The sequence below is a fragment of the Streptomyces sp. NPDC034085 genome (assembly GCF_055575555.1).
On sequence record NZ_JBVISL010000008.1, the window covers coordinates 304,594 to 324,379 of the forward strand.

General features: G+C 73.3%; 15 protein-coding genes. 11 read left to right on the plus strand and 4 right to left on the minus strand.

Annotation, left to right across the window (positions count from 1 at the left end; genetic code table 11):
* Nucleotides 1-4 precede the first annotated feature (4 nt).
* The 7 genes from ACZ501_RS26295 to ACZ501_RS26325 all read left to right on the plus strand — a co-directional run bounded on the left by ACZ501_RS26295 (nucleotide 5) and on the right by ACZ501_RS26325 (nucleotide 8,708).
* Complete coding sequence (locus ACZ501_RS26295) at nucleotides 5-1,300, plus strand: ATP-grasp domain-containing protein (protein ID WP_468798601.1); 1,296 nt, start codon at nucleotides 5-7, stop codon at nucleotides 1,298-1,300.
* A gap of 48 nt (nucleotides 1,301-1,348) precedes the next feature.
* Nucleotides 1,349-2,077 (plus strand): 2OG-Fe dioxygenase family protein, encoded by a 729-nt coding sequence (locus ACZ501_RS26300; RefSeq protein ID WP_468798604.1) that lies wholly within the window; start codon nucleotides 1,349-1,351, stop codon nucleotides 2,075-2,077.
* A gap of 118 nt (nucleotides 2,078-2,195) precedes the next feature.
* Nucleotides 2,196-3,548, plus strand: coding sequence for a hypothetical protein (locus tag ACZ501_RS26305; RefSeq protein WP_468798607.1), 1,353 nt, complete (start codon nucleotides 2,196-2,198; stop codon nucleotides 3,546-3,548).
* Nucleotides 3,545-4,864 carry an MFS transporter gene (locus tag ACZ501_RS26310; protein WP_468798610.1) on the plus strand — a complete coding sequence of 440 codons (1,320 nt, stop codon included), beginning with the start codon at nucleotides 3,545-3,547 and terminating at the stop codon, nucleotides 4,862-4,864. Before ACZ501_RS26305 ends, ACZ501_RS26310 begins: the two co-directional genes overlap by 4 nt.
* On the plus strand, nucleotides 4,861-6,210 hold the full coding sequence (locus ACZ501_RS26315; RefSeq protein WP_361608811.1) for an aminotransferase-like domain-containing protein: 1,350 nt from the start codon (nucleotides 4,861-4,863) through the stop codon (nucleotides 6,208-6,210). The genes ACZ501_RS26310 and ACZ501_RS26315 overlap by 4 nt, the downstream gene beginning before the upstream one ends.
* 7 nt (nucleotides 6,211-6,217) lie before the next feature.
* Nucleotides 6,218-7,447, plus strand: a complete 1,230-nt coding sequence (gene metK, locus ACZ501_RS26320) for a methionine adenosyltransferase (RefSeq protein ID WP_468798613.1) — start codon at nucleotides 6,218-6,220, stop codon at nucleotides 7,445-7,447.
* Between the two features lie 58 nt (nucleotides 7,448-7,505).
* Nucleotides 7,506-8,708, plus strand: coding sequence for an MFS transporter (locus ACZ501_RS26325; RefSeq protein ID WP_361608815.1), 1,203 nt, complete (start codon nucleotides 7,506-7,508; stop codon nucleotides 8,706-8,708).
* A gap of 33 nt (nucleotides 8,709-8,741) precedes the next feature.
* Here ACZ501_RS26325 and ACZ501_RS26330 read toward each other — a convergent pair whose 3' ends face one another.
* Nucleotides 8,742-9,803, minus strand: a complete 1,062-nt coding sequence (locus tag ACZ501_RS26330) for a GNAT family N-acetyltransferase (RefSeq protein ID WP_361608817.1) — start codon at nucleotides 9,801-9,803, stop codon at nucleotides 8,742-8,744.
* 299 nt (nucleotides 9,804-10,102) lie between these two features.
* Between ACZ501_RS26330 and ACZ501_RS26335 the strand changes: the two genes are divergently transcribed.
* Entirely contained in the window at nucleotides 10,103-11,347 is a 1,245-nt protein-coding gene (locus ACZ501_RS26335; protein WP_468798616.1) for an ATP-grasp domain-containing protein, read from the plus strand.
* A complete protein-coding gene (locus ACZ501_RS26340; protein ID WP_361608821.1) occupies nucleotides 11,347-12,711 on the plus strand; it encodes a hypothetical protein in 1,365 nt (454 codons plus the stop codon). Before ACZ501_RS26335 ends, ACZ501_RS26340 begins: the two co-directional genes overlap by 1 nt.
* 33 nt (nucleotides 12,712-12,744) lie before the next feature.
* Here ACZ501_RS26340 and ACZ501_RS26345 read toward each other — a convergent pair whose 3' ends face one another.
* From ACZ501_RS26345 to ACZ501_RS26355, 3 genes are read right to left on the minus strand one after another with little or no spacing between them, the layout of a single operon-like run.
* A complete protein-coding gene (locus tag ACZ501_RS26345; protein ID WP_468798619.1) occupies nucleotides 12,745-13,944 on the minus strand; it encodes an NAD(P)/FAD-dependent oxidoreductase in 1,200 nt (399 codons plus the stop codon).
* The gene (locus tag ACZ501_RS26350) at nucleotides 13,941-15,338 is read right to left on the minus strand and encodes an FAD-dependent oxidoreductase (protein WP_468798622.1); all 1,398 of its coding nucleotides are present in this window, start codon (nucleotides 15,336-15,338) and stop codon (nucleotides 13,941-13,943) included. Before ACZ501_RS26350 ends, ACZ501_RS26345 begins: the two co-directional genes overlap by 4 nt.
* Nucleotides 15,335-16,771, minus strand: coding sequence for an FGGY family carbohydrate kinase (locus ACZ501_RS26355; RefSeq protein ID WP_468798625.1), 1,437 nt, complete (start codon nucleotides 16,769-16,771; stop codon nucleotides 15,335-15,337). The genes ACZ501_RS26350 and ACZ501_RS26355 overlap by 4 nt, the downstream gene beginning before the upstream one ends.
* A 408-nt stretch (nucleotides 16,772-17,179) precedes the next feature.
* Between ACZ501_RS26355 and ACZ501_RS26360 the strand changes: the two genes are divergently transcribed.
* Both ACZ501_RS26360 and ACZ501_RS26365 read left to right on the plus strand, forming a co-directional pair.
* Nucleotides 17,180-18,151 (plus strand): hypothetical protein, encoded by a 972-nt coding sequence (locus ACZ501_RS26360; protein WP_468798628.1) that lies wholly within the window; start codon nucleotides 17,180-17,182, stop codon nucleotides 18,149-18,151.
* A gap of 99 nt (nucleotides 18,152-18,250) precedes the next feature.
* The gene (locus ACZ501_RS26365; RefSeq protein ID WP_361610536.1) at nucleotides 18,251-19,786 is read left to right on the plus strand and encodes an amino acid permease; all 1,536 of its coding nucleotides are present in this window, start codon (nucleotides 18,251-18,253) and stop codon (nucleotides 19,784-19,786) included.

The following is a 19,786-nucleotide window of genomic DNA, read 5'->3' on the forward strand; positions in this document are numbered from 1 at the left end:
CACCGTGACAGAGTCGGACATCAAGCGCATCGCCTACATCCGGTCCATCCCGATCTCGCGGGCCGGACCGTACATCCCGGACCTGGCGCGCACCGTCACCGCCCAGGGCATCGAGGCCCGCATCTTCTTCACCGACGGCGAGTGCGGCCCCGGCGACTTCCCCGGCGGAACCTGGGAGAAGCTGCCCGAGGACGCCCGGCCCGACCTCATCGCCGAGCGGATCCTGACGTGGGGAGCCGACGGCGTGGTCTCCCTGTCCTTCCCCGACGAGGCGGGCCTGCGGGACGCGGTCGTCAAGGAGAAGCTGGCCGCGCACGGCATCCCCGTCGTCACCAACGGCCTGGAGCCCAGCCGCCTGCTCGCCGACAAGTGGGAGACGAAGAAGATCCTGGCCGACTACGGCCTGGAGACCCCCCGCGGCATGCTCGTCGACGGCACCCTGCTCAAGAACGGCGGCGCGGACGTCCCCGTCTACGCGGACATCATCCGCTGGAAGGCCGAGGAGATCGGCTACCCGCTGCTGAGCAAGGCCGTGTGGGGCAGCTCCGGCAACGGCATGCGCTTCATCCGCGACCGGGAGGAGCTGGAGGCGTACCTCGCCACCCCCGACGAGGGCAACTTCGTCCTGGAGGAGTGCATCACCGGCGAGCTGTGCACCGTCGAGCTCGTCGGCTCCGACGGGGAGTACGCCGTCCAGCCGCTGTGCTTCACCGGCCCGACCGGCGGCGAGCCGACCTTCGCCTTCTGGGAGCTGCGGTCCTCCGCCCCGCGCGCCGCCGACGACGAGGCGTTCCTGCCGGTGGCGGAGAAGCTCAAGAAGCTGTGCGCCGGCCTGCGGATCACCGGCGTGATCAACCTCGACATCATCTACAGCGGTGGCACGTACCACGTGCTGGAGATCAACCCCCGGGTCTCCGGGGCCACCGCCCTGGGCGTGGCCGCGTCCGGGCGCAACACCTACCTCTGCATGACCGAGATCCTCCTCGGCCGGTGGCAGCCCCAGCCCGAGCCCGTCCTGGAGCGCCGCCGCTGGTCCCTGGAGTTCCCGGTGAACGGCGTGACCGACGCCTTCACCGAGGCTGCCGGGAAGCTGCTCGACGTGGTCCAGGTGACGCCGACCCTGGTGGTCGACGGCAAGGAGTACGGCGGGCTGCTGATCGCCACCTGCGAATTCGGCACCGAGGCCGCGTTCCTGGAGGCCATCACCGCCCTGGACGCCGAGCACGGCGTGCTCTCCGCGGACATGGCCGTACAGCTGAAGCAGTTGCTGACCCGCCCGGAGGCACAGGCCGTCCGCTGACGCTCCGCCACGATCTCGTTCCCTCAGAAGTGAAAGGTCACCCGCACCATGTCCCAGCCGTACGTCCACATCACCGCAGCGGAACTGCTCGGCTCCCTCGCCGGACACACCGAGGCCGAGGTGAAGCTGCTGCGTGAGTCCTGGAACGGCATGCCGGTCGACGCCTACCTCCACGACGGTGCCGACTACCGCCGCCGCCGCTACAGCGAGTTCCGGCTGACGGCCACGGGGCTGGAGCGGGCCCCCCACGGCGCCTTCCACCAGTCCGTCGACGTGAACCCCCTGCACGGCGGCGTCGCCCGGGAGTTCGAGCCGATCGAGGACGAGATCGCGGACTCCCCCCTGCTGGCGACCCTGGTCCGGGCCCTGGTGGCGCGCCTCCCCGGCACCTGCGACGCCACGCGGGCCGCCATCGGCATCCACCAGATACGCATCACCGCCACCAGGGGCGCGGCCGGACAGCCGGCGCCGGAAGGCATCCACGAGGACGGACACCATTTCGTCGCCCAGGTGCTCATCCGCCGCGACAACGTCGAGGGCGGCCGCTCCCAGCTCTACGACCGCAACCGGGAGGCGATCTTCAGCACCCTGCTGACGGAGCCGTTCGAGACGGTCATCATCGACGACCGGCGGGTGTTCCACGGTGTGTCGGCCATCGAACCCGGCCCCGACCACCCCTTCGCCGTCCGGGACATGCTGCTCGTCGACGTCTTCCCCGCGCCGGCCGCGGCGTCCGCCGCCCCGGCCGGCGCCGAGCGGGGCCCGGTGGCCGCATGAGCGGGGCCCTGCGGCCGGCAGCCGCGGACGGCACCGGACCGTACCCGCGGCCCGGAACCGGGCCGGAGGACCACCGGGCCGCTGCCGTCACCGTGCCCGTCGAGACGGAGACCGGCCGATGACCAACGCCCTGACGCTCGCGTACCTCGCGGGCTCCCGCCCGGGCACCGCACTGGCCCGGGCCTGCACGGAATCCGAACTCCTGCGCACGGCACTGGGCGAGCGGTTCCTCAGCCGCCCCGTGTTCCTGGAGGCCGACCAGGTCCAGGACGTGGGAAGCCGCCTCAGCGACCTCTTCGACCTGCTCCTCTCGCTGCCGCACCGGCTCCACGGCGGGGACGTACGGGCCTTCGCCCGCGCCGTGGGCTGGTCACCGCTCCAGATCGCGACGGCGCTCGGCGAGGACGGCATCCCGCGCGAGGTGCCGCGGTTCGCCCGTTCCGACCTGTACCAGGAGGAGAGCGGACGCTTCCGGATCCTCGAACTCAACGTGGGCAGTCCCCTGGGCGGCTTCGACACCCCGCTGATCGACGACGTGCTGCTCGCCGACCCGTACGTGTCCTCCTTCGCCCAGGAGCACGGCGTCGACACGACGGACACCACCTGGATGCTGACCAAGGTGCTCGGGGAAGCGCTCCCCGGCCTGGACCTCGGCACCGGGCCGGTGATCGGTCTCGTCGACTGGCCCGCCAGCTTCACCTTCCTGGAGCCGCGGCTGCGCGTGATGGCCGAACTGCTCAGGCCCTACGGGATCGAGGCGGTCCCCTGCCACGCGGGCCAGGTCGAGTCCCGCCACGACGGCCTGTACGTCCACGGGCGCAGACTGGACGCCGTCCACCGCTTCTACGTCATCGACGACGTGGTCACCCCGCGGGACGCCGAGCTCCTGAGGCCGATCCACGAGGCGGCGCGGGACGGGAAGACCGGCCTCTTCACCCCGCTGGAGCCGGAGGTCTACGGCAGCAAGGGGTGCTTCGCCGTCCTCAGTGACGAACGCAACCGCCACGCCTTCACGGACGGGGAACTGGAGGTCATCGACTCCTTCCTGCCGTGGAGCAGGACGCTGCGGGACGAGAAGGTCCACGTCCAGGGGGAGGTCGTCGACCTCCTGCCCTACGTCCGCGCACACCGCGAGGACCTGGTCGTCAAGGCGACGGGCTCGCACGGCGGCCTGGACGTGGTACCGGGCTGGTCCACGGACCAGCGGGAGTGGGAGCGGATCGTGGACTCCTTCGCGGGGGGCCCGTACATCGTCCAGCGGCGGGTACGGCCCGTGGCCGAGCAGTTCCCCGTCGGCGACGGCACCCGGGACACCGAATCCCTCGTCCTGAACTGGGGCGTCTTCCTGGTGGGACACGGCTACGGAGGCGCGTACATCCGGGGCACCGCAGACCTGGACGGCGGCGTGATCAGCCAGGCGAACGGGGCCCTGATGGGGACCTGCTTCCACACCGGCACGGGGCGGCCGTGAAGGGCCGGGGCCTGTTGGCCCGCTGGGGCATGCCGGACCTGACCGGGAACGGACGCTTCGTCGGTGCGAACGTCCTCGACAGCCTCGGCAACGGGCTCGTCCTCGCCTTCACCGTCGTCTACTTCAGCGCGACCACCACGCTCTCGCTCGGCAGCATCGGTGCGGCGCTCTCCCTGGGGCAGCTCCTCGCGCTGCCCTCCCCCGTCGTCGCGGGCCCCCTCATCGACCGGCTCGGCCCCCGCAAGGTGGTGGTGGTCGCCAACCTCATCTCCGCGGTCGGCTTCGCCGGGTTCCTGTTCGCCGACAGCGCCTGGAAGATCGTCCTCGTCCAAGTCGTCGCCCAGGCGGGCTCCAGCATCTACTGGACGTCCAGCCGGGCCCTGGTGATGCTCGCGGCGGCCCGCCGGGGCGACCGCGCCCGGTGGTTCGGCTTCATCGGAGCACTGCGCAACACGGGCGCCGGCTTCGGCACGGCCGTCGCGTCCGTGGCGATCGCCCTGGGCAGTGTCACCGGTGTCCGGGCGCTCGTCCTGGCCAACGCGCTGACCTTCGTCGTCGCGGCCTGGCTGGTCGGCACCTGGCGGCCGGCCGAGGCGGCCGGCACCGAGCAGCCGGCCGAGGCCCCGGCCCCGCGGGGTGCGGCGGACCGGCCACCGGGAGGCTACGCCCAGGTCCTGCGCGACCGCCGCTACCTGCGGCTGACCCTCGCGAACCTCGCCTTCGTCCTCGCCGCCAGTGCGGTTCCCGTCCTGCTGGCCGTGTACACCACCGAGGTGCTGGGCGGCGGAGCCTGGCTCGTCGGGGTGTGCGTCGTCGGCAACATGGTCCTCGTCGCCGGGACGCAGACCCTGGTCGCGAGCTGGACCGAACGCCACCGGCCCGCCAGGGTCCTGGCGCTCGCCGCCGTGGTCAACGCCCTCGCGTTCGCGGTCTTCGGCCTCCTGCTCGCCGTGCCCGGATGGGCGGTGGCGGCAGGCCTGGTGGCGGGGATGGTCGTCTTCACCGCCGCCGAGATGCTCAGCCTGCCGCCCAGCGGGGAACTGAGCGTCTCCCTGGCCCCCGAGCACATCCGCGGACGCTACCTGGCCGCCTTCCAGCTCTCCTGGACCCTGGGCAACGCCCTGGCTCCCGTCCTGCTCACCGCTCTTCTCACCCAGGGGCCCGCCTGGCCCTGGATCGTTCTGGGAGGACTGAACGTGATCGCCGTGCCCCTGGTGCTCGGCCTGGACCGGGCCGGCCCGCAGACCGGGCCCCCGGCCGATGCCGGCCCGACCGCCCCGCCCGTCCAGCTCCCCGCGGACGAGGCCGCCTCATGACGGCCACCGCCCTGCCCGAAATGCGGCCGTACCCACAAGCGCCGAGCGACCCGCTGCGCCTGGACGCACTGCACGGCTCCCTCTCCGACCCGGTGCTCGGCTCGATGACCCTGCTCAACGAGATCACCGGGCGCTACCCCGAGGCGATCTCGTTCGCCGCGGGCCGTCCGTACGAGGACTTCTACGATCCCGGCCAGCTGCACTCCCACATCACCCGGTTCACCCGCCACCTGGCGCAGGACCTCGGGCAGACCCCGGCCCAGGTGCGCACCACCCTCTTCCAGTACGGACACACCAAGGGGATCCTGACCGACCTGCTCGTCCAGAACCTCGCCGTGGACGAGGGCATCACGGCCGACCCGGACGCGATCGTGGTCACCACCGGCTGCCAGGAGGCGATGGTCCTGCTGCTGCGCGCCCTGCGCACCGACGAACGGGACGTCGTCCTGGCCCCCGCCCCCACCTACGTCGGATTCCTGGGTGCGGCCCGGCTCATGGACATGCCGGTACACCCGGTGAAGGAGGGCACGGGAGGCATCGACGTCGACGACTTCGTCGACCGGGTACGCGCCTGCCGTACGGCAGGGCTGCGCCCGCGCGCCTGCTACGTCGTGCCGGACTTCGCCAATCCCAGTGGTCTGAGCATGAACCTGGCCGACCGTGAGCGGCTGCTCGAAGCCGCCGCCTCGGAAGGCGTCCTCGTCATCGAGGACAATCCGTACTCCCTCTTCAACGCGGGTGCGCAGCGCCGGCCCACCCTCAAGTCCCTCGACCGGCACCGCAACGTCGTCTACGTCGGCTCCTTCGCCAAGACGGCGTTCCCCGGCGCGCGCGTCGGATACGTCGTCGCGGACCAGCCGGTCGAGGGGGCCGGGGCGGCGGAGGGAGGGCTGCTCGCGGACCAGCTCGCGAAGCTCAAGAGCATGCTGACGCTGAACACCTCGACGGTCTCGCAGGCCGTCATCGGCGGCAAGCTCCTGGAGAACGGGGGCAGCATGGCCGCCGCGACGCGGCGCGAGAGCGAGGTCTACGCCCGCAACCTCCGGGCCGTCCTGGACGGACTGCGGCGGCATTTCCCGGGCCCCGGGACGCAGGTCAGCTGGAACGTGCCGGGCGGCGGCATGTTCGCGGTGGTCACCCTGCCCTTCGAGGCCGACGACGCGGTGCTCGAGTACTCCGCGGCCCGGTTCGGTGTCCTGTGGACGCCGATGCGGCACTTCTACGCGGGGGCCGGCGGCACCCACCAGATCCGGCTGTCCTTCAGCGTCCTGACCCCCGAACGCATCGACGTGGGCCTCGCCCGCCTCGCCGACCTGGTCCACGACCGGACCACCAGCAAAGGATGAGCCCCACATGACCAAGCGCCTGTTCACCTCGGAGTCCGTGACCGAGGGGCACCCCGACAAGATGGCCGACCAGATCAGCGACGCCGTCCTCGACGCGCTCCTCGCCGAGGACCCGGCCTCGCGGGTGGCCGTGGAGACCCTGGTGACCACCGGCCTGGTCCACATCGCGGGCGAGGTGACGACGCGGGCGTGCGCGCCGATCGCCCGGATCGCGCGCGAGAAGGTCCTCGCCATCGGCTACGACTCGTCGAAGAAGGGCTTCGACGGCGCCTCCTGCGGCGTGTCGGTGTCCATCGGCGCCCAGTCCCCCGACATCGCCCGCGGCGTGGACGTGTCGGGCGGCGACGGCGAGGACGCCCTCGACCGGCAGGGCGCGGGCGACCAGGGGCTGATGTTCGGCTACGCCTGTGACGAGACGCCCGAGCTGATGCCGTTGCCGATCCACCTCGCGCACCGGCTCTCCCGCCGGCTGACGGAGGTCCGCAAGGACGGCACCGTCCCCTACCTGCGTCCGGACGGCAAGACGCAGGTCACCATCGAGTACGACGGGGAGAAGGCGGTCCGCCTGGACACGGTGGTCGTCTCCGCCCAGCACGTCGGCGCCGACGAACTGGAACTCCTCCTGGGCGCCGGCGCCGACCTGGAGAGCATGCTGGGTTCCGACATCCGGCAGTTCGTGGTCGAGCACGTCCTGGCGCAGCTGGCGCAGGACGGCATCAAGCTGGACACCGAGGGCTACCGGCTGCTGGTCAACCCGACCGGCCGCTTCGAGATCGGCGGCCCGATGGGCGACGCCGGCCTGACCGGCCGCAAGATCATCATCGACACCTACGGCGGCATGGCCCGCCACGGCGGCGGCGCCTTCTCCGGCAAGGACCCCTCCAAGGTCGACCGCAGTGCCGCGTACGCCATGCGCTGGGTCGCCAAGAACGTCGTCGCCGCCGGCCTGGCCGCGCGCTGCGAGGTGCAGGTCGCCTACGCCATCGGCAAGGCCGAGCCCGTCGGCCTCTTCGTCGAGACCTTCGGCACCGGCACCCTCCCCGACGAGCGCATCCAGGCAGCCGTCTCCGCCGTCTTCGACCTCCGCCCCGCCGCCATCATCCGCGACCTCGACCTCCTGCGGCCGATCTACGCCCAGACCGCCGCCTACGGCCACTTCGGCCGCTATCTCCCGGACTTCACCTGGGAGCGCACCGACCGCGTCGACGCGCTGCGCACGGCCGCCGGCCTGGCGTGATCCCCCGCCGCTCCCCCACGCCCCTCCCCCACTCACCCCCCTCGCCAAGGAATCCCCGTTGTCCGCTGCCACCAGCCTTCGCTCGTTCGTCTCCATAGCGGGGCCCGCCCTGCCCACCATGTCCTTCCTCGCTCGGCTGCCCGCCGCGATCTGCCCCATCGGAACCCTGCTGATGCTCACGGAGCTCAACGGCATCGGCCGCGCGGGCCTCGCCGCCGGGATGCTGTGGACCGGGCAGGCTCTGGGCGGACCTCCGATCGGCAGGATGGCGGACCGGCTCGGACACCGGGTCGTCGTCCTGAGCGCCTCCCTGGCCAACGGCGCCGCCATCGCGGCCTTCGTCGCAGCCGTACTCGCCGATGTCCCGGCCGCCGTGGAAGCCGTACTGGCCTTGCTGGTGGGGCTGACCGTTCCGCAGATCGGGCCCCTGTCGCGCACCCGCTGGATCGCCCTCACCGCGGGCAAGTCCGATCTCACCGGCCGGGCCCTGTCCGCCGACACCACCATCGACGAGATCGGCTTCATGGCGGGACCGGCCCTCGCAGGGCTCGCGGTGACCCTGGTCCACCCGGTCGCCGGACTGCTGCTGGCCGGAAGCCTGATCGTCGTGTTCGGCACGCTGTTCGCCGTCCATCCGACGGCGCCCGGCGGTAGCCGGTCCCGCCCGGGCACGGGCACCACCGAACGCCTGCTGACCCCTCCCCTCGTGGTGCTCCTGGTCATGGCGCTGCTCCAGGGGATGATCTGGGGCAGCGCCAACGCCGGGGTCAGCGCCCTGGCCCAGCAGCTCGGAGATCCCGGAATGGCCGGCTTCGTCTGGGGCGCGATGGCGGTCACCAGCGCCCTGGCCGGGATCGCGGTCACCCTCCGCCCCGGAAAGCGGGACCTGACCGTCAGGCTGCGCATCGCGATCGCCGCCCAGGCGCTGCTGCTGCTCCCCCTGCTGGCCGTGGACGGCTTCCTCGGCGCGGCGGCGGCCGTCGCCGGCATCGGGGCGGCCGTGGCCCCTCACCTCATCGCCGTCTTCGGCCTGGCCGAGCGTGTCGCACCCCAGACCCGCATGGGCGAGGCCATGTCGCTCCTGGGCAGCGGACTGATCGTCGGGCAGGGGATCTCGGCGCTCGTCGCCGGCCAGCTCGCCGAACGCTCCGGTCACCAGACGGCCTTCACCCTGACCTGCGCCTCGGGCCTGGCCGCCGTCCTCGCGGCCGTCGTCCTGGTCCGCACGGCACCCTTCGCCCAAAGAGTCCGCACGGCGTGATCGGGGGGAGCGCCGGGCCGTGCGTTTCCGGGCTCAGAGGGCCGGCGTGCAGGCCCCGCGGGCAGGCTCCCCGCAAGTGGCTCCTGCGGGGGCCGCAGGCCCTCCTATCGCCCACAGGGGTGAAGCGACCGCACCCCGGAGGGCCTTGGCGTGCAGGGACTCCATGCCGAGGTGGAGGGAGGTGGCGCCGTGGGCGTAGGCGTACTCGATGGGGAGGTAGTAGGCGAGGTTGAAGTACTCGTGCGCACCCCGCAGCCGTGCGTAGTCGTATCCGGTGGAGCGGAGCCAGACGGTCCCCATGTGGCAGTAGAAGAGGCTGAAGGCGACCATGCGTCCTTCGGCGTACGCCGCGAGGACGATGCCGCTGTCGGCCATGCCGACGGCCTGGTCGTGCAGCAACCGGGCCATGAAGGCCGGGTCGGCCGGGTGGCCGTGGCGCTCCTGGAGCCGGGCGGCCAGTGCGCCGGCGTCGTCGGCGCACTCGGAGAGCCGCAGGGTGCGGAGCTCGTAGCCGGCTTCGGTGAAGGCCCGGCGTTCCCGGCGGACGGCACTGCGCCGCTTGTGGGGCAGCCCCGCGACGTAATCGTCGAACGTACTGCCGGGCAGTGGGATGCGCGCGTCCTGGTTCAACTGGACGGGCTCGGTACCGCAGGCCTCGGCGAGCTCGGCAGCCGCCGCGTCGGTGACGTAGAGCCACCACGGCTCCGCCTCCCGGGTGGCTGCGAGGGTTGCGGCGGCCGTCACGAGCCGGCCCAGCGCCTCGCGCCGCCGCTCGGGGGTGAGGCCGGAGTGGAGGAGCGGTGCGTTGAGGTAGCCGCGGCGGGCTCCCGCCAGCAGGGTTCTGGCCGGGGTGCGACCCGGGACGACCTCGTGGACGCGGTACAGGTCGTTGGGTTCGGTGTCGACCACGTACAGCGGTGCCGCGGCGATCAGAGCACCGTCGTCGTGGACCAGGGCGTAGCCGACCGATGCGGTGGGGTCGTGCTGCTGGGCGGCGAGCCACTGGTGGGAGAGGTAGAAGCCGGCCTCCGCCGCGAGGGCGTCCCACTCCGTTGCGCGGACGTCCATGATGTCGTGGATGAAGGTGACGTTCACGGCCGGATTCCTCCTGTGCGGTGGGTGAGGTGTTCGCGCTTTCGTCCCAACTCGGCAGCCCTTGCGGTTGATTCGTTTCGACGAACCTAACCGGGCGTTGTCCGGCCGAGGCTTCGCACAACAGGCAATCTCAGAGTCCGGGCAAATTCGGAGGAGTCGACGAATTCCACAGGACGGCACGGGGAGATCGTCATCTGTTCTGTCCCTGTCGTGCTTCTCGCGGCGGCCGTCTACTGGCATGACCTCGGCCGCGGCCGCACGTCCATCACGTCATCAACTCCCCTGGGAGACCACCACATATGCCCAAGCTGCTATTGATCGAAGCGATGGGGAACACCGGCGAATACGTCTTCGACGCCGCTCTGGACCTGGGCGCCGAAGTCATCGTCGTCACCCACGAAGACGTCTACGAGAAGTGGTACTCCCCCGCGCTCAAGGAAAAGATCCGGAAGGACGGGAAACTCGTCTTCACGGACTTCTCCGACGGCGAAGGCGCACTGCGGCAGCTCAGGGAGCTCGCCAGGGCCGAGGGCGTCAACGGTGTGGTGGCCTGCTGGGAGTTCCTGACCCCGCTGGTCGCGCGGCTCGCCGCCGATCTGGGGCTTCCCGGCAACGACCCCTCGCGGGCCCTCAGCTGTCGCAACAAGCGCATCATGGCGCGCGCCTTCGCCGAGCAGGGCGTTCCCGCCCCGCTGACCGTGGCCGCGCGGACGGTCGAGGAGGCGTACGACCTGGTCAGGACGGCAGGCCTGACGTACCCGATCGTCGTGAAGCCCGCCGAGCAGTCCGGCTCCTGGGGCGTCTCGGTCGTCCGCGGCGAGGAGGAGCTGGCGGCGGCCTTCACCGCGGCGCAGGCCCACCTGTTCCAGATGCCGCACGGTGTCCCGCTGGACGCACACGTGGTCATCCAGGAGTACGTCGGCGGCGTCGAGTTCAGCATCGAGACCGTGGTGGCCCGCGGCGTGGCGACCCCGCTGTTCCCGTACGACAAGTTCACCACGGAAGGGGCCAAGCGGGCCGAGTTCGGGCACACGGTCCCCGCGGAGCTGGACGAGGCGTCGGTACGGACCGTGCAGCGGGCCGCGGTGGCGGCCGCTCACGCCCTCGGCATCACCAACGGCGTCGCCCACACCGAGCTCAAGCTGCTCCCGGACGGCACCACCCGGATCATCGAGCTCGGCGCCCGGCTGCCCGGTGACCACGTGGTCGCCCTGATGCGGCAGGCCCGGGGCATCGACGAAGCGAGGATCTACGTCCAGGTCGCGCTCGGCCTGGAGCCGTCCCTCGCTCCCACCGCCGACACCGCGGCGGGCATCCGGTTCCTGACCCCGCCGCGCGGGGGAACCCTTCGCTCGGTCAGCGGGATCGGCGAGTCGGGCGCGGTGGCCGAGAGCAGGCTCACGGTCCAGCCGGGCGGCCGGGTGCGCGCCCCGGGGGACAACGACTCGCGGGTCGGCTACGTGATCCTGCACGCCGGGACCGCCGCCGAGGTGAACGCGGCCGCGGCAGAGGTCCTCGCGGACGTCGTCATCGAGGTCGAGTGATGTCCACCGCGGCCCGGCTGACCCGGGACTACCTGACGGGGCTGCCGGACGGGTGCGCACCGGAACGGTCCTGCGCGGACTCCGCCCTGGCCGGAGACATCTACGGGAGTGCCTTCCTGACCCGCCCCGTCTTCTTCGACCGCGGCGAGAGCCGTGACGTGGGGACCCGGCTCAGCCGGCTGTACGACCTCCTCCTGTCGCTGCCCGAGCGGCTGTACGGGGGAGACCTGCGCTCCTTCACCGCCGCCCTCGGCTGGCCGCCGGAGCAGATCGGTGCCGCGCTCCGGGCCGACGGCAGGGCGCGCGAGCTTCCCCGGTGCGCCCGGGCCGACCTGTACCGCGAGGAGGACGGCTTCCGCCTGCTCGAACTCAACGGCGGCAGCCCACTGGGCGGCTGGGACATCGTCCTGCTCAATCACGCCCTGCTCCAGGACCCCTACGTCGCCTCCTTCGCGCGGGAGCACGGCCTCGGGTTCACCGACGGGATCGAGGTCCTGACGGACCTCTGGCGGGAGTCCTTCCCCGCCGTCGACCTCTCCGCGAACCCGGTCGTCGCGCTGCTCGAATGGCCTGACAACTACGCCGCGCTCGAACCGCACCTGCACCGCATGGCCGGTCTGCTCGCCTCACACGGCATCGATGCGGTGCCCTGCCACCTGGGACAGCTGGAGTACCGCGCGGACGGGGTCCACGTCTTCGGGCGCCGGGTCGACGTCGTGCACCGCTGGTTCGTCATCAACGACGTCGTCACCGCCGGGGACGCGGCCCTGCTCGCGCCCCTCGACCGGGCCGCCGAGCGGGGGCTGGTCGGCCTGTTCACTCCGCTCGAGAACGAGGTCTACGGCAGCAAGGCCGCCTTGGCCCTGCTCAGCGACGAGCGCAACCGGTCCCTGTTCGACCGGGCCGAGCTCGACGTCATCGACGGTCTGCTCCCGTGGACCCGGCTGGTCCGGGACGAGCGGGTCGAGCTCGCCGGGGAGCGTGTGGACCTGCTCCGCTACGCGCTGGCGAACCGGAGCGACCTGGTGCTCAAGGCGAGCAGCTCGCACAGCGGCCTGGACGTGCTGGCGGGTTGGGAGGCATCCGCCGACGAGTGGGCCGCCGGCGTCCGCGCCGCCGTGGACGGCCCGTTCATCCTCCAACGCCGGGTCCGTCCGGTGGCGGAGGACTTCCCCGCCCCGGGCGGCGGCCCGGCCGAGCCCACGGTGCTCACGTGGGGCGTCTTCCTGGCCGGCCGGGGCTACGGCGGTGCGTACCTGCGGGGCACACCCGATGTCGACAGGGGAGTGATCAGTTCCGGGAAGGGCGGCCGCCTCGGCACCGTGTTCCTGTGCGAGGGCGGCCGGGGGCCGGCCGCCGCGTGAGGGCGCCGGCCCGTCGGCCACGGCACCCGGCCGTCAGGCGGTGCCCACCTCCACCGGGCCGCCCGCGCGGTCGACCCGCGTCGTCCACCCCGGCGGCAGGCGCAGGGAGCGGTACGGCGACACGCGCGTCGGGAAGCGGTGGCGCCACACCGGGCGGCCGTCCTGGGTCACCTCCACGACCGGGGCCGTCAGCGGCTCGGCGGAGCGCAGGAGGAGGGGGCCGGCGGCGGGAGCCGTGAGGTGGTTCGGCGTCAGCCATGCGAGTGGGGGCCGGACGAGCAGGGCCGGACCGGGGCCCGGCCAGGGGGTGCCCGCGAGGTGGGCCAGGAGCGGGGGCGCGGCGGCGGCGCCCTCGGCGGCGGCGGTCGCCGCGGACTCGATGCCGCGGAGGGCGTTGCCGACCGCGAACACCCCCGGCCGCGTCGTGCGGAAGGCGGGGTCCACGGACGGGCCCCGGGTGCCCGGGTCCAGGGTGACGCCGCCGCGGCGGGCCAGTTCGTGGTCGGGGATCCAGTCGCCGGTGAAGACCACCGTGTCGCAGGCGATGACCCCCGACCGGCCGTCCTCGTGGCGGACGGCCACGCCCGTCAGCCGGCCCCGGCCGCGCAGCTCCGTCACCGTCGTCGCCGTGAGCAGCGCGACCCCGGGAACTGCGGTGCCGCGCGGGTGCTCCGTGAGCATCGCCGCCACCTCCGTGCCCGCCCGTCGCAGGGTGCGTACCGCGTGGCGGGCCACGGGCTCGGCGCCGACCACCACGGCCCGGCGGCCGACGGGCCGGCCGTGCGGGTGGACGGACCGCTGGAGTTCCCCGGTGGTGAAGACGCCCGCCGGGCGGCTGCCCGGCACCAGGCGGGCGCTGCGGGGGCGTTCCCGGGCGCCGGTGGCGAGGACGACGGCCCGGGCGGTGATCCGCTCCAGGCCCGCGGGGCTCGTGGTCTCCAGCGTCAGCGGGCCGGACCAGCCGGTGGCGGTGACACCCGTGCGGAGCACGGCGCCGGCGCCCACCGCAGCGGCCACCGCACGCCGTGCGTACGCCGGCCCGGACAGCCCGGGCAGCGGCGGCCGTCCGAAGCCCCGGTGGTGGCAGTGGCGCGGGGCGCCGCCCGCTGCGTCCTCGCGTTCCAGGACCTCGACCCGGCCCGCGCCCGCCGCCGCGAGGCGGGCGGCCAGGGCCAGCCCGGCCGGGCCCGCTCCCACGACCAGGACGTCCACCAGGCGGTCCCTGCGGTTCACCGGCGGGCCTCCTCGAACAGGGCGCGGACGGCTGCGCCGCAGTGGAACCCCTGGCAGCGGCCGGCCCGGGCGCGGGTGCGCCGCCGCAGCCCGTCGAGCGAACCGGGCGGGACGGTCGCCGCGAGCGCGTCGCGGATCTCCCCGCGGGTGACGCGTTCGCAGTGGCAGACGATGCGGCCGTACTCCGGGTCCGCGGCGATCATCTCCGCGTCGCGGTAGGGGCGCGGGAACACCTCGCCCAGGTTCGGCACGCGCACGGGCTCCGGTTCCACGGCGCCGGAGGTCGCCAGGCCGCCGTCCGCGAGCAGCTCCACCACGTGGGCCGCGATCGCCATCGACGCCGTCAGGCCGGTCGAGCGGATCCCGCCCACGGTGACGTACCGCTGCGCGGGGTGGGCGCGGACGGCGTAGTCCTCGGAGCCCGTGGCGGTGCGCAGCCCCGCGTACACGGCGGTGACCTCCTCCTCCAGGAGCGCGGGCAGGATGCGCCGGCCCTTCTCCCGCAGCAGCGCGATCCCGTCGGCGGTCGATCCGGTGGCCGTCTTGTCGTCCAGGTCCTCGGCGGTCGGCCCGAGCATCACCTTCCCGTGCACGGTCGGTGTCACCAGGACCCCCTTGCCGAGCGCGCCCGGTACCGGCAGCAGGATGTGCCGTACGAGGCCGCGCGCGAGCTCGTCGAAGACGATCAGCTGGCCGCGCCGGGGCGTCACGGTGAAGTCGGCGTGGCCGAGCAGCCGGTCGATCTCGTCGGCGTACAGGCCGGCCGCGTTGACGAGGTGGCGGGTGCGCAGCGGTCCCCGGCCGGTGGCCAGGAGGTGGGGGTCGCCGGACGTCACGGCCCGGACGCGGCAGTTGAGGTGGAGGTCGACGCCGGCCCGCACGGCCTGCGTCGCGTACGCGAGGGTGGTCGACCAGGGGCAGATGACGGACTCGCCGGGCACCTCGAGCGCCCCCAGCACGCCGGGGCCGAGTTCCGGTTCGCGGGCCCGCACCTCCCCGGCCGGCACGATCCGGGCCGCGCGGTAGCCGTTGCGCGCGGCCTTCTCGGCGAGGCCCGGCAGCGCGGCCAGCTGTTCTTCGTCCCAGGCCACCAGGAGCGCCCCGAGCGGTTCGACCGGGATGCCGCTCTCGGCGGCGTACGCGGCGAGCCGCCGGCTCCCCTCGCGGACCAGCCGGGATTCCAGCGAGCCGGGCACCGCGTCGAAACCGGTGTGCAGGATGGCGGTGTTGGCCTTGGAGGTGCCGTCCCCGACGTCGTCGGACGCGTCGACCAGGGCGATCCGCAGCGGCAGCCGGGCCAGTTCCCGGGCGATGGCGGTGCCCACCACGCCGGCGCCGATGACCGTGACGTCGTACTCCCCGCCGGGCAGGGGGCCGCCGGTGGTGACGCTCATGCCGCGCCGTCGAGCAGCGCCGCGACCGCCGTGCGGAAGCGTGCGCGGCGCTCGGCCGCCTCGTCCGCGCCGGCCCTGGGCTCGTAGACGGCGGACGGCTGCCAGCGCGGGACGGCCTCGTGGACGGTGAGGGACGGGTCGAGACCGAGCCGGGCGACCGCCCCGACGCCGAGGGCGGTGGCGTCCGGCAGCGCCGACACCTCGACGGGGATGCGGAGCAGGTCGGCCTGGGCCTGCATCAGCAGGGAGGACCGGGTGAGGCCGCCGTCGACGCGGAGGGTGGTGAGCGGCGCGCCCAGGTCGGCGGCGGCGGCGTCCGCGAGCTCGGCGACCTGGGCGGCGATGCCGTCGCACAGGGCGTGCACCAGGTGCCCGGCGGTGGTGCCGAGTCCGAGCCCGGTGACCGAGCCCCGCAGGTCGCCCCGCCACCAGGGAGCGGCGAGCCCGGCGAGGGCGGGGACGAAGGTGACGCCGCCGGCGTCCGGGACGCCGGCGCCCACGGTGTCGATGTCCTCGGCGCCGGAGATCACGCCGAGGTCGGTGAGCCAGCGCACGGCGGACGCGGCGGTGTACACCTGGCCGTCGAGGCAGTAGCTGGTCCGCCCGGCGATCCGCCAGGCCACGCAGCCGACCAGCCCCGAGGTGCTGCGGCGCGGCTGCGGACCGGTCTGCGCGAGCAGGAACGCGCCCGTGCCGTAGGTGCACTTGGCGGTGCCGGGTTCGGTGACGCTCTGGGCGAGCAGCGCCGCCTGCTGGTCCACGAGCAGCCCGGTCAGCGGCAGTACGGGGCCGAAGGCGGAGGTGGTGCCGGCGGGGGCGTCGGCGTCGACGATCCGCGGCAGCGGCTCGCCGGTGAGGCCGAAGGCGTCGAGGGCCGCCTCCGACCAGGCGACGGTGTCGAGATCGAGCAGCTGGGTACGGCCCGCGGTCGCCGCGTCGGTGACGAACTCGCCGGTGAGGCGGTGCACCAGCCACGCGTCGCTGGTCGTGACGACGCCCTCGCGCGTCAGGTGGCGGCGTATCCAGGCCATCTTGGGCGCGGCGAAGTACGGGTCGAGCGGCAGGCCGGTGCGCCGGCGCAACTGTTCGGCGTGCGGGGCCATTTCGGCGCAGAGGGACGCGGCGCGCCGGTCCTGCCAGACGATCGCGTCGGTCAGCGGTGCGCCGTCCGCCGGGTCCCAGGCCAGTACGGTCTCGCCCTGGTTGGCCAGGCCCACCGCCACCACCGGCTCACCGGCCGCCGCCAGCGCGGCCCGGCCGGCGCCGACGACGGAGTCCAGCAGCTCGCGGGGGTCGACCTCCACCCGGCCGTCCGGCAGGTACCGGGGGCGTACGGGGGCGGAGGCGGAGCCGATGACGCCGCGCTCCGGGCACAGCACGAGGGCCTTGGTTCCCGAGGTGCCCTGGTCCACTGCGAGCACCGGGCCCGTCATCACCACTCCGTCCGCGTTCCGGCAGGTCGTCGATCGTCGGTCGGAAGCCTTCACCAGCGGAGGTCGTCCGTCAAGATCCAACCGGGACGGCCGTGGTCGATATGACGCCACCTCACATGCCCTGCGTGGCTTGATACTTGCGTTCGACGAAGAACAGGGGTGCGAACGGCCACACCCGCTCTATAGTGATCGCCGATCAACGGGCGGTGACGGCGCCGCACGTGACTCGACGGCCGGGGGTTCACCGAACGGTTCGCGCATGGTTCACGCATCCCTGGTGCTGGCCCGACCGCAGTGCGGCCTCGGACGCCAGACGGACCCGACCGTCCCTCCAGCGATCCGAGGACCCATGACCACGATGACCGCAAGACGAGCCCGATCCGGCCGCACGTCGCCCGGGGCGAGGTGATGGCCGGCGATTTCCGGCCCGTCTACCATCCCGCCGGCCTGGACGACGACCTGCGCGCCGCCGTCCAGGACGTGCGCACCGGCCGCTGGCTGTCGATGGCGCGGCTGCTGGAACGCACGGACGGCTGGGGGCTGTGGACCCAGCGCACCCAGGTCCTCGCCGCGGTCGCCGCCGGCTCCGACGTGGTGCAGGCCTGGAGGACCGAGCAGCCCACCAGCGTCGCCGCGACGGTGATGCACACCCGGGTCACCGTCGAACGCGCCGTCCGAGCCCACCGCGCGGGGCACCCCCGTACGCACGAGCTGTGGCAGGAGGCCTGGCAGGCCTGCCGCAGCAGCGCCGGCCTCAGCCCGGCCGACCCCGTGCCCTGGGTCTGCCTGCTCGCCCTGGCCCTCCTCGACGAACACCGCCGGATGGACGAGCACCGGCAGCCGCCGCCCGGCCCGATGCTGCCCCCGGGACCCTGGGGCCTCCTCGGGCAGGCCGACGAGCGGGACCCGTACAACCGCGAGGCCTACCACCGGATGCTCCAGTTCGTATGCGCGGGCCGGCCTCCGGCCGAGGCCGTCACCTTCGCCCGCTGGGCGGCCGGCACGGCTCCGGCCGGCTCCCCCGTCCACCTGCTGCCGCTCTACGTCCACGTCGAGCGCTACCGCCGCGAAGGCGGCCAGGAACGGGCCCTCGACCTGCACTGGGTCGCGGAGGACGCCATCCGTGACGCCGTGCACGCCCTGGACGCCTGGTTCCCGTACGCCGACCCGGCGCACGCCTCCCCGCTCGACCTGAACCATCTCGCCCACGCCCTGTGGGGCGCCCACCGGTTCGAGGGGGCGGCCCGGGTCTTCGAGGCGATGGGCGGGTACTGGACCACCCTGCCGTGGGCCCAGCGGACCCGCGACCCGGCCGACCCCGCCCTGGCCGAGGAAGTGTTCCTGCTCGCCAGGTCCCGGAGCCTGGCCGAGCGGAACTGACCCCCCCCCCCTCCCGCGGCGCCGGATCCGCAGCCGCCCCTTCGCTCCCCCTCCCCGCTCCCCCGTCCCCCGTGCTCCACGCATCTCGGAGGTACCGCCATGTCGCGCACCACGCCGGCAGCCAGCCCGGACCGCAAGGCCGCCCCGCCCCTCAAGGACGAGGAGGAGCGGCTCAGAGAGCTCGGCTACCAGCCCGTCCTCGCCCGCCGGATGGGCGGCTTCGGCAACTTCGCCATCAGCTTCTCGGTCATATCCGTGCTGTCCGGCTGCATGACCCTGTACGGCTTCGGCCTCGGCACCGGCGGCCCGGCGGTGATGCTGTGGGGCTGGGCCGGCGTCGGCCTGTTCGTCCTCTGCGTGGGCCTCGCCCTGGCCGAGGTGACCAGCGCCTACCCGACCTCCGGCGCGCTCTACTACATGGCCGACCGGCTCGGCGGGCGGCGCTGGGGCTGGTACACGGGCTGGCTCAACCTGCTCGGCCTCCTCGGCGCCATCGCCGGCATCGACTACGGTGCCGCCCTGTTCACCGGCGCCTTCCTCAACCTCCAGTTCGGGTTCGTGCCCACCCCGGGCTCCACCTTCCTGATCTTCCTGGCCATCCTGCTGCTGCACGCCGTCCTCAACCTGTTCGGCGTCCGTCTCGTCAGCGTGCTCAACTCGGTCAGCGTCTGGTGGCACCTGGGCGGCGTCGCGGTGATCGTCGGCGCCCTGGCCCTCGTCCCCGACCGCCACCAGTCGGTCTCGTTCGTCTTCACCGAGTTCGTCAACGACACCGGCTGGGCCAACCCGTTCTACGTGGCGGCGATCGGCCTCCTGCTCGCCCAGTACACCTTCTCCGGCTACGACGCCTCCGCGCACCTCTCGGAGGAGACCTCCAACGCCTCCGTCTCCGCGGCCAAGGGCATCGTCCGGGCCATCTGGGTCTCCTGGCTCGCCGGATTCGCCCTGCTCGCCGGGCTCACCTTCGCCATCCAGGACTACGCGGCCGTGCAGGGCAGCGCCACCGGCGTCCCGCCCGCCCAGATCTTCCTCGACGCCCTCGGCTCCGGCGGCGCCACCGCCCTGCTGCTCGTCGTCATCGTCGCGCAGCTCTTCTGCGGCAACGCCGAGGTGGCCGCCGCGAGCCGGATGGTCTTCGCCTTCAGCCGTGACAACGCGCTGCCCGGCTCCGCCCTGTGGCGCAGGGTGAGCGGCCGCACGCAGACGCCGGTACCGGCCGTCTGGCTCTCCGTCGTCGTCGCCGGAGTCCTCGCGCTGCCCTCGCTCTACTCCGCCACCGCGTACGGCGCCGTGACCGCCATCAACGTCATCGGCATCACTCCGGCGTACGCCATCCCGATCTACCTGCGGCTGCGCGCCGGCGACCGGTTCCGGCCCGGCCCGTGGAGCCTGGGACGCTGGAGCCGGCCGGTCGGGTGGGTCGCCGTCGTCTGGGTGGCCCTCGTCACCGTCCTGTTCTGCCTGCCGCAGAAGTCCCCGGTCACGATCGACTCGATGAACTACGCGGTGATCGCCCTCGCGGTGGTGCTGGTCCTCGCGAGCGTGTGGTGGTACGCCGCCCGGCGCTCGTACGGGACCCCCTCCGCCTACGGCACCGCCCGCGAACAGGCGGACATCGCGGAGGGCATCGTCTGA

Bases quoted from the DNA above. Each gene is read 5' to 3' on its own strand.
- ACZ501_RS26340 (WP_361608821.1), top strand. From the start codon at position 11,347: ATGTCCACCGCGGCCCGGCTGACCCGGGACTACCTGACGGGGCTGCCG.
- metK (WP_468798613.1), top strand. From the start codon at position 6,218: ATGACCAAGCGCCTGTTCACCTCGGAGTCCGTGACCGAGGGGCACCCC.
- ACZ501_RS26355 (WP_468798625.1), bottom strand. From the start codon at position 16,771: ATGACGGGCCCGGTGCTCGCAGTGGACCAGGGCACCTCGGGAACCAAG.
- ACZ501_RS26305 (WP_468798607.1), top strand. From the start codon at position 2,196: ATGACCAACGCCCTGACGCTCGCGTACCTCGCGGGCTCCCGCCCGGGC.
- ACZ501_RS26350 (WP_468798622.1), bottom strand. From the start codon at position 15,338: ATGAGCGTCACCACCGGCGGCCCCCTGCCCGGCGGGGAGTACGACGTC.
- ACZ501_RS26315 (WP_361608811.1), top strand. From the start codon at position 4,861: ATGACGGCCACCGCCCTGCCCGAAATGCGGCCGTACCCACAAGCGCCG.
- ACZ501_RS26365 (WP_361610536.1), top strand. From the start codon at position 18,251: ATGTCGCGCACCACGCCGGCAGCCAGCCCGGACCGCAAGGCCGCCCCG.
- ACZ501_RS26300 (WP_468798604.1), top strand. From the start codon at position 1,349: ATGTCCCAGCCGTACGTCCACATCACCGCAGCGGAACTGCTCGGCTCC.
- ACZ501_RS26360 (WP_468798628.1), top strand. From the start codon at position 17,180: ATGGCCGGCGATTTCCGGCCCGTCTACCATCCCGCCGGCCTGGACGAC.
- ACZ501_RS26335 (WP_468798616.1), top strand. From the start codon at position 10,103: ATGCCCAAGCTGCTATTGATCGAAGCGATGGGGAACACCGGCGAATAC.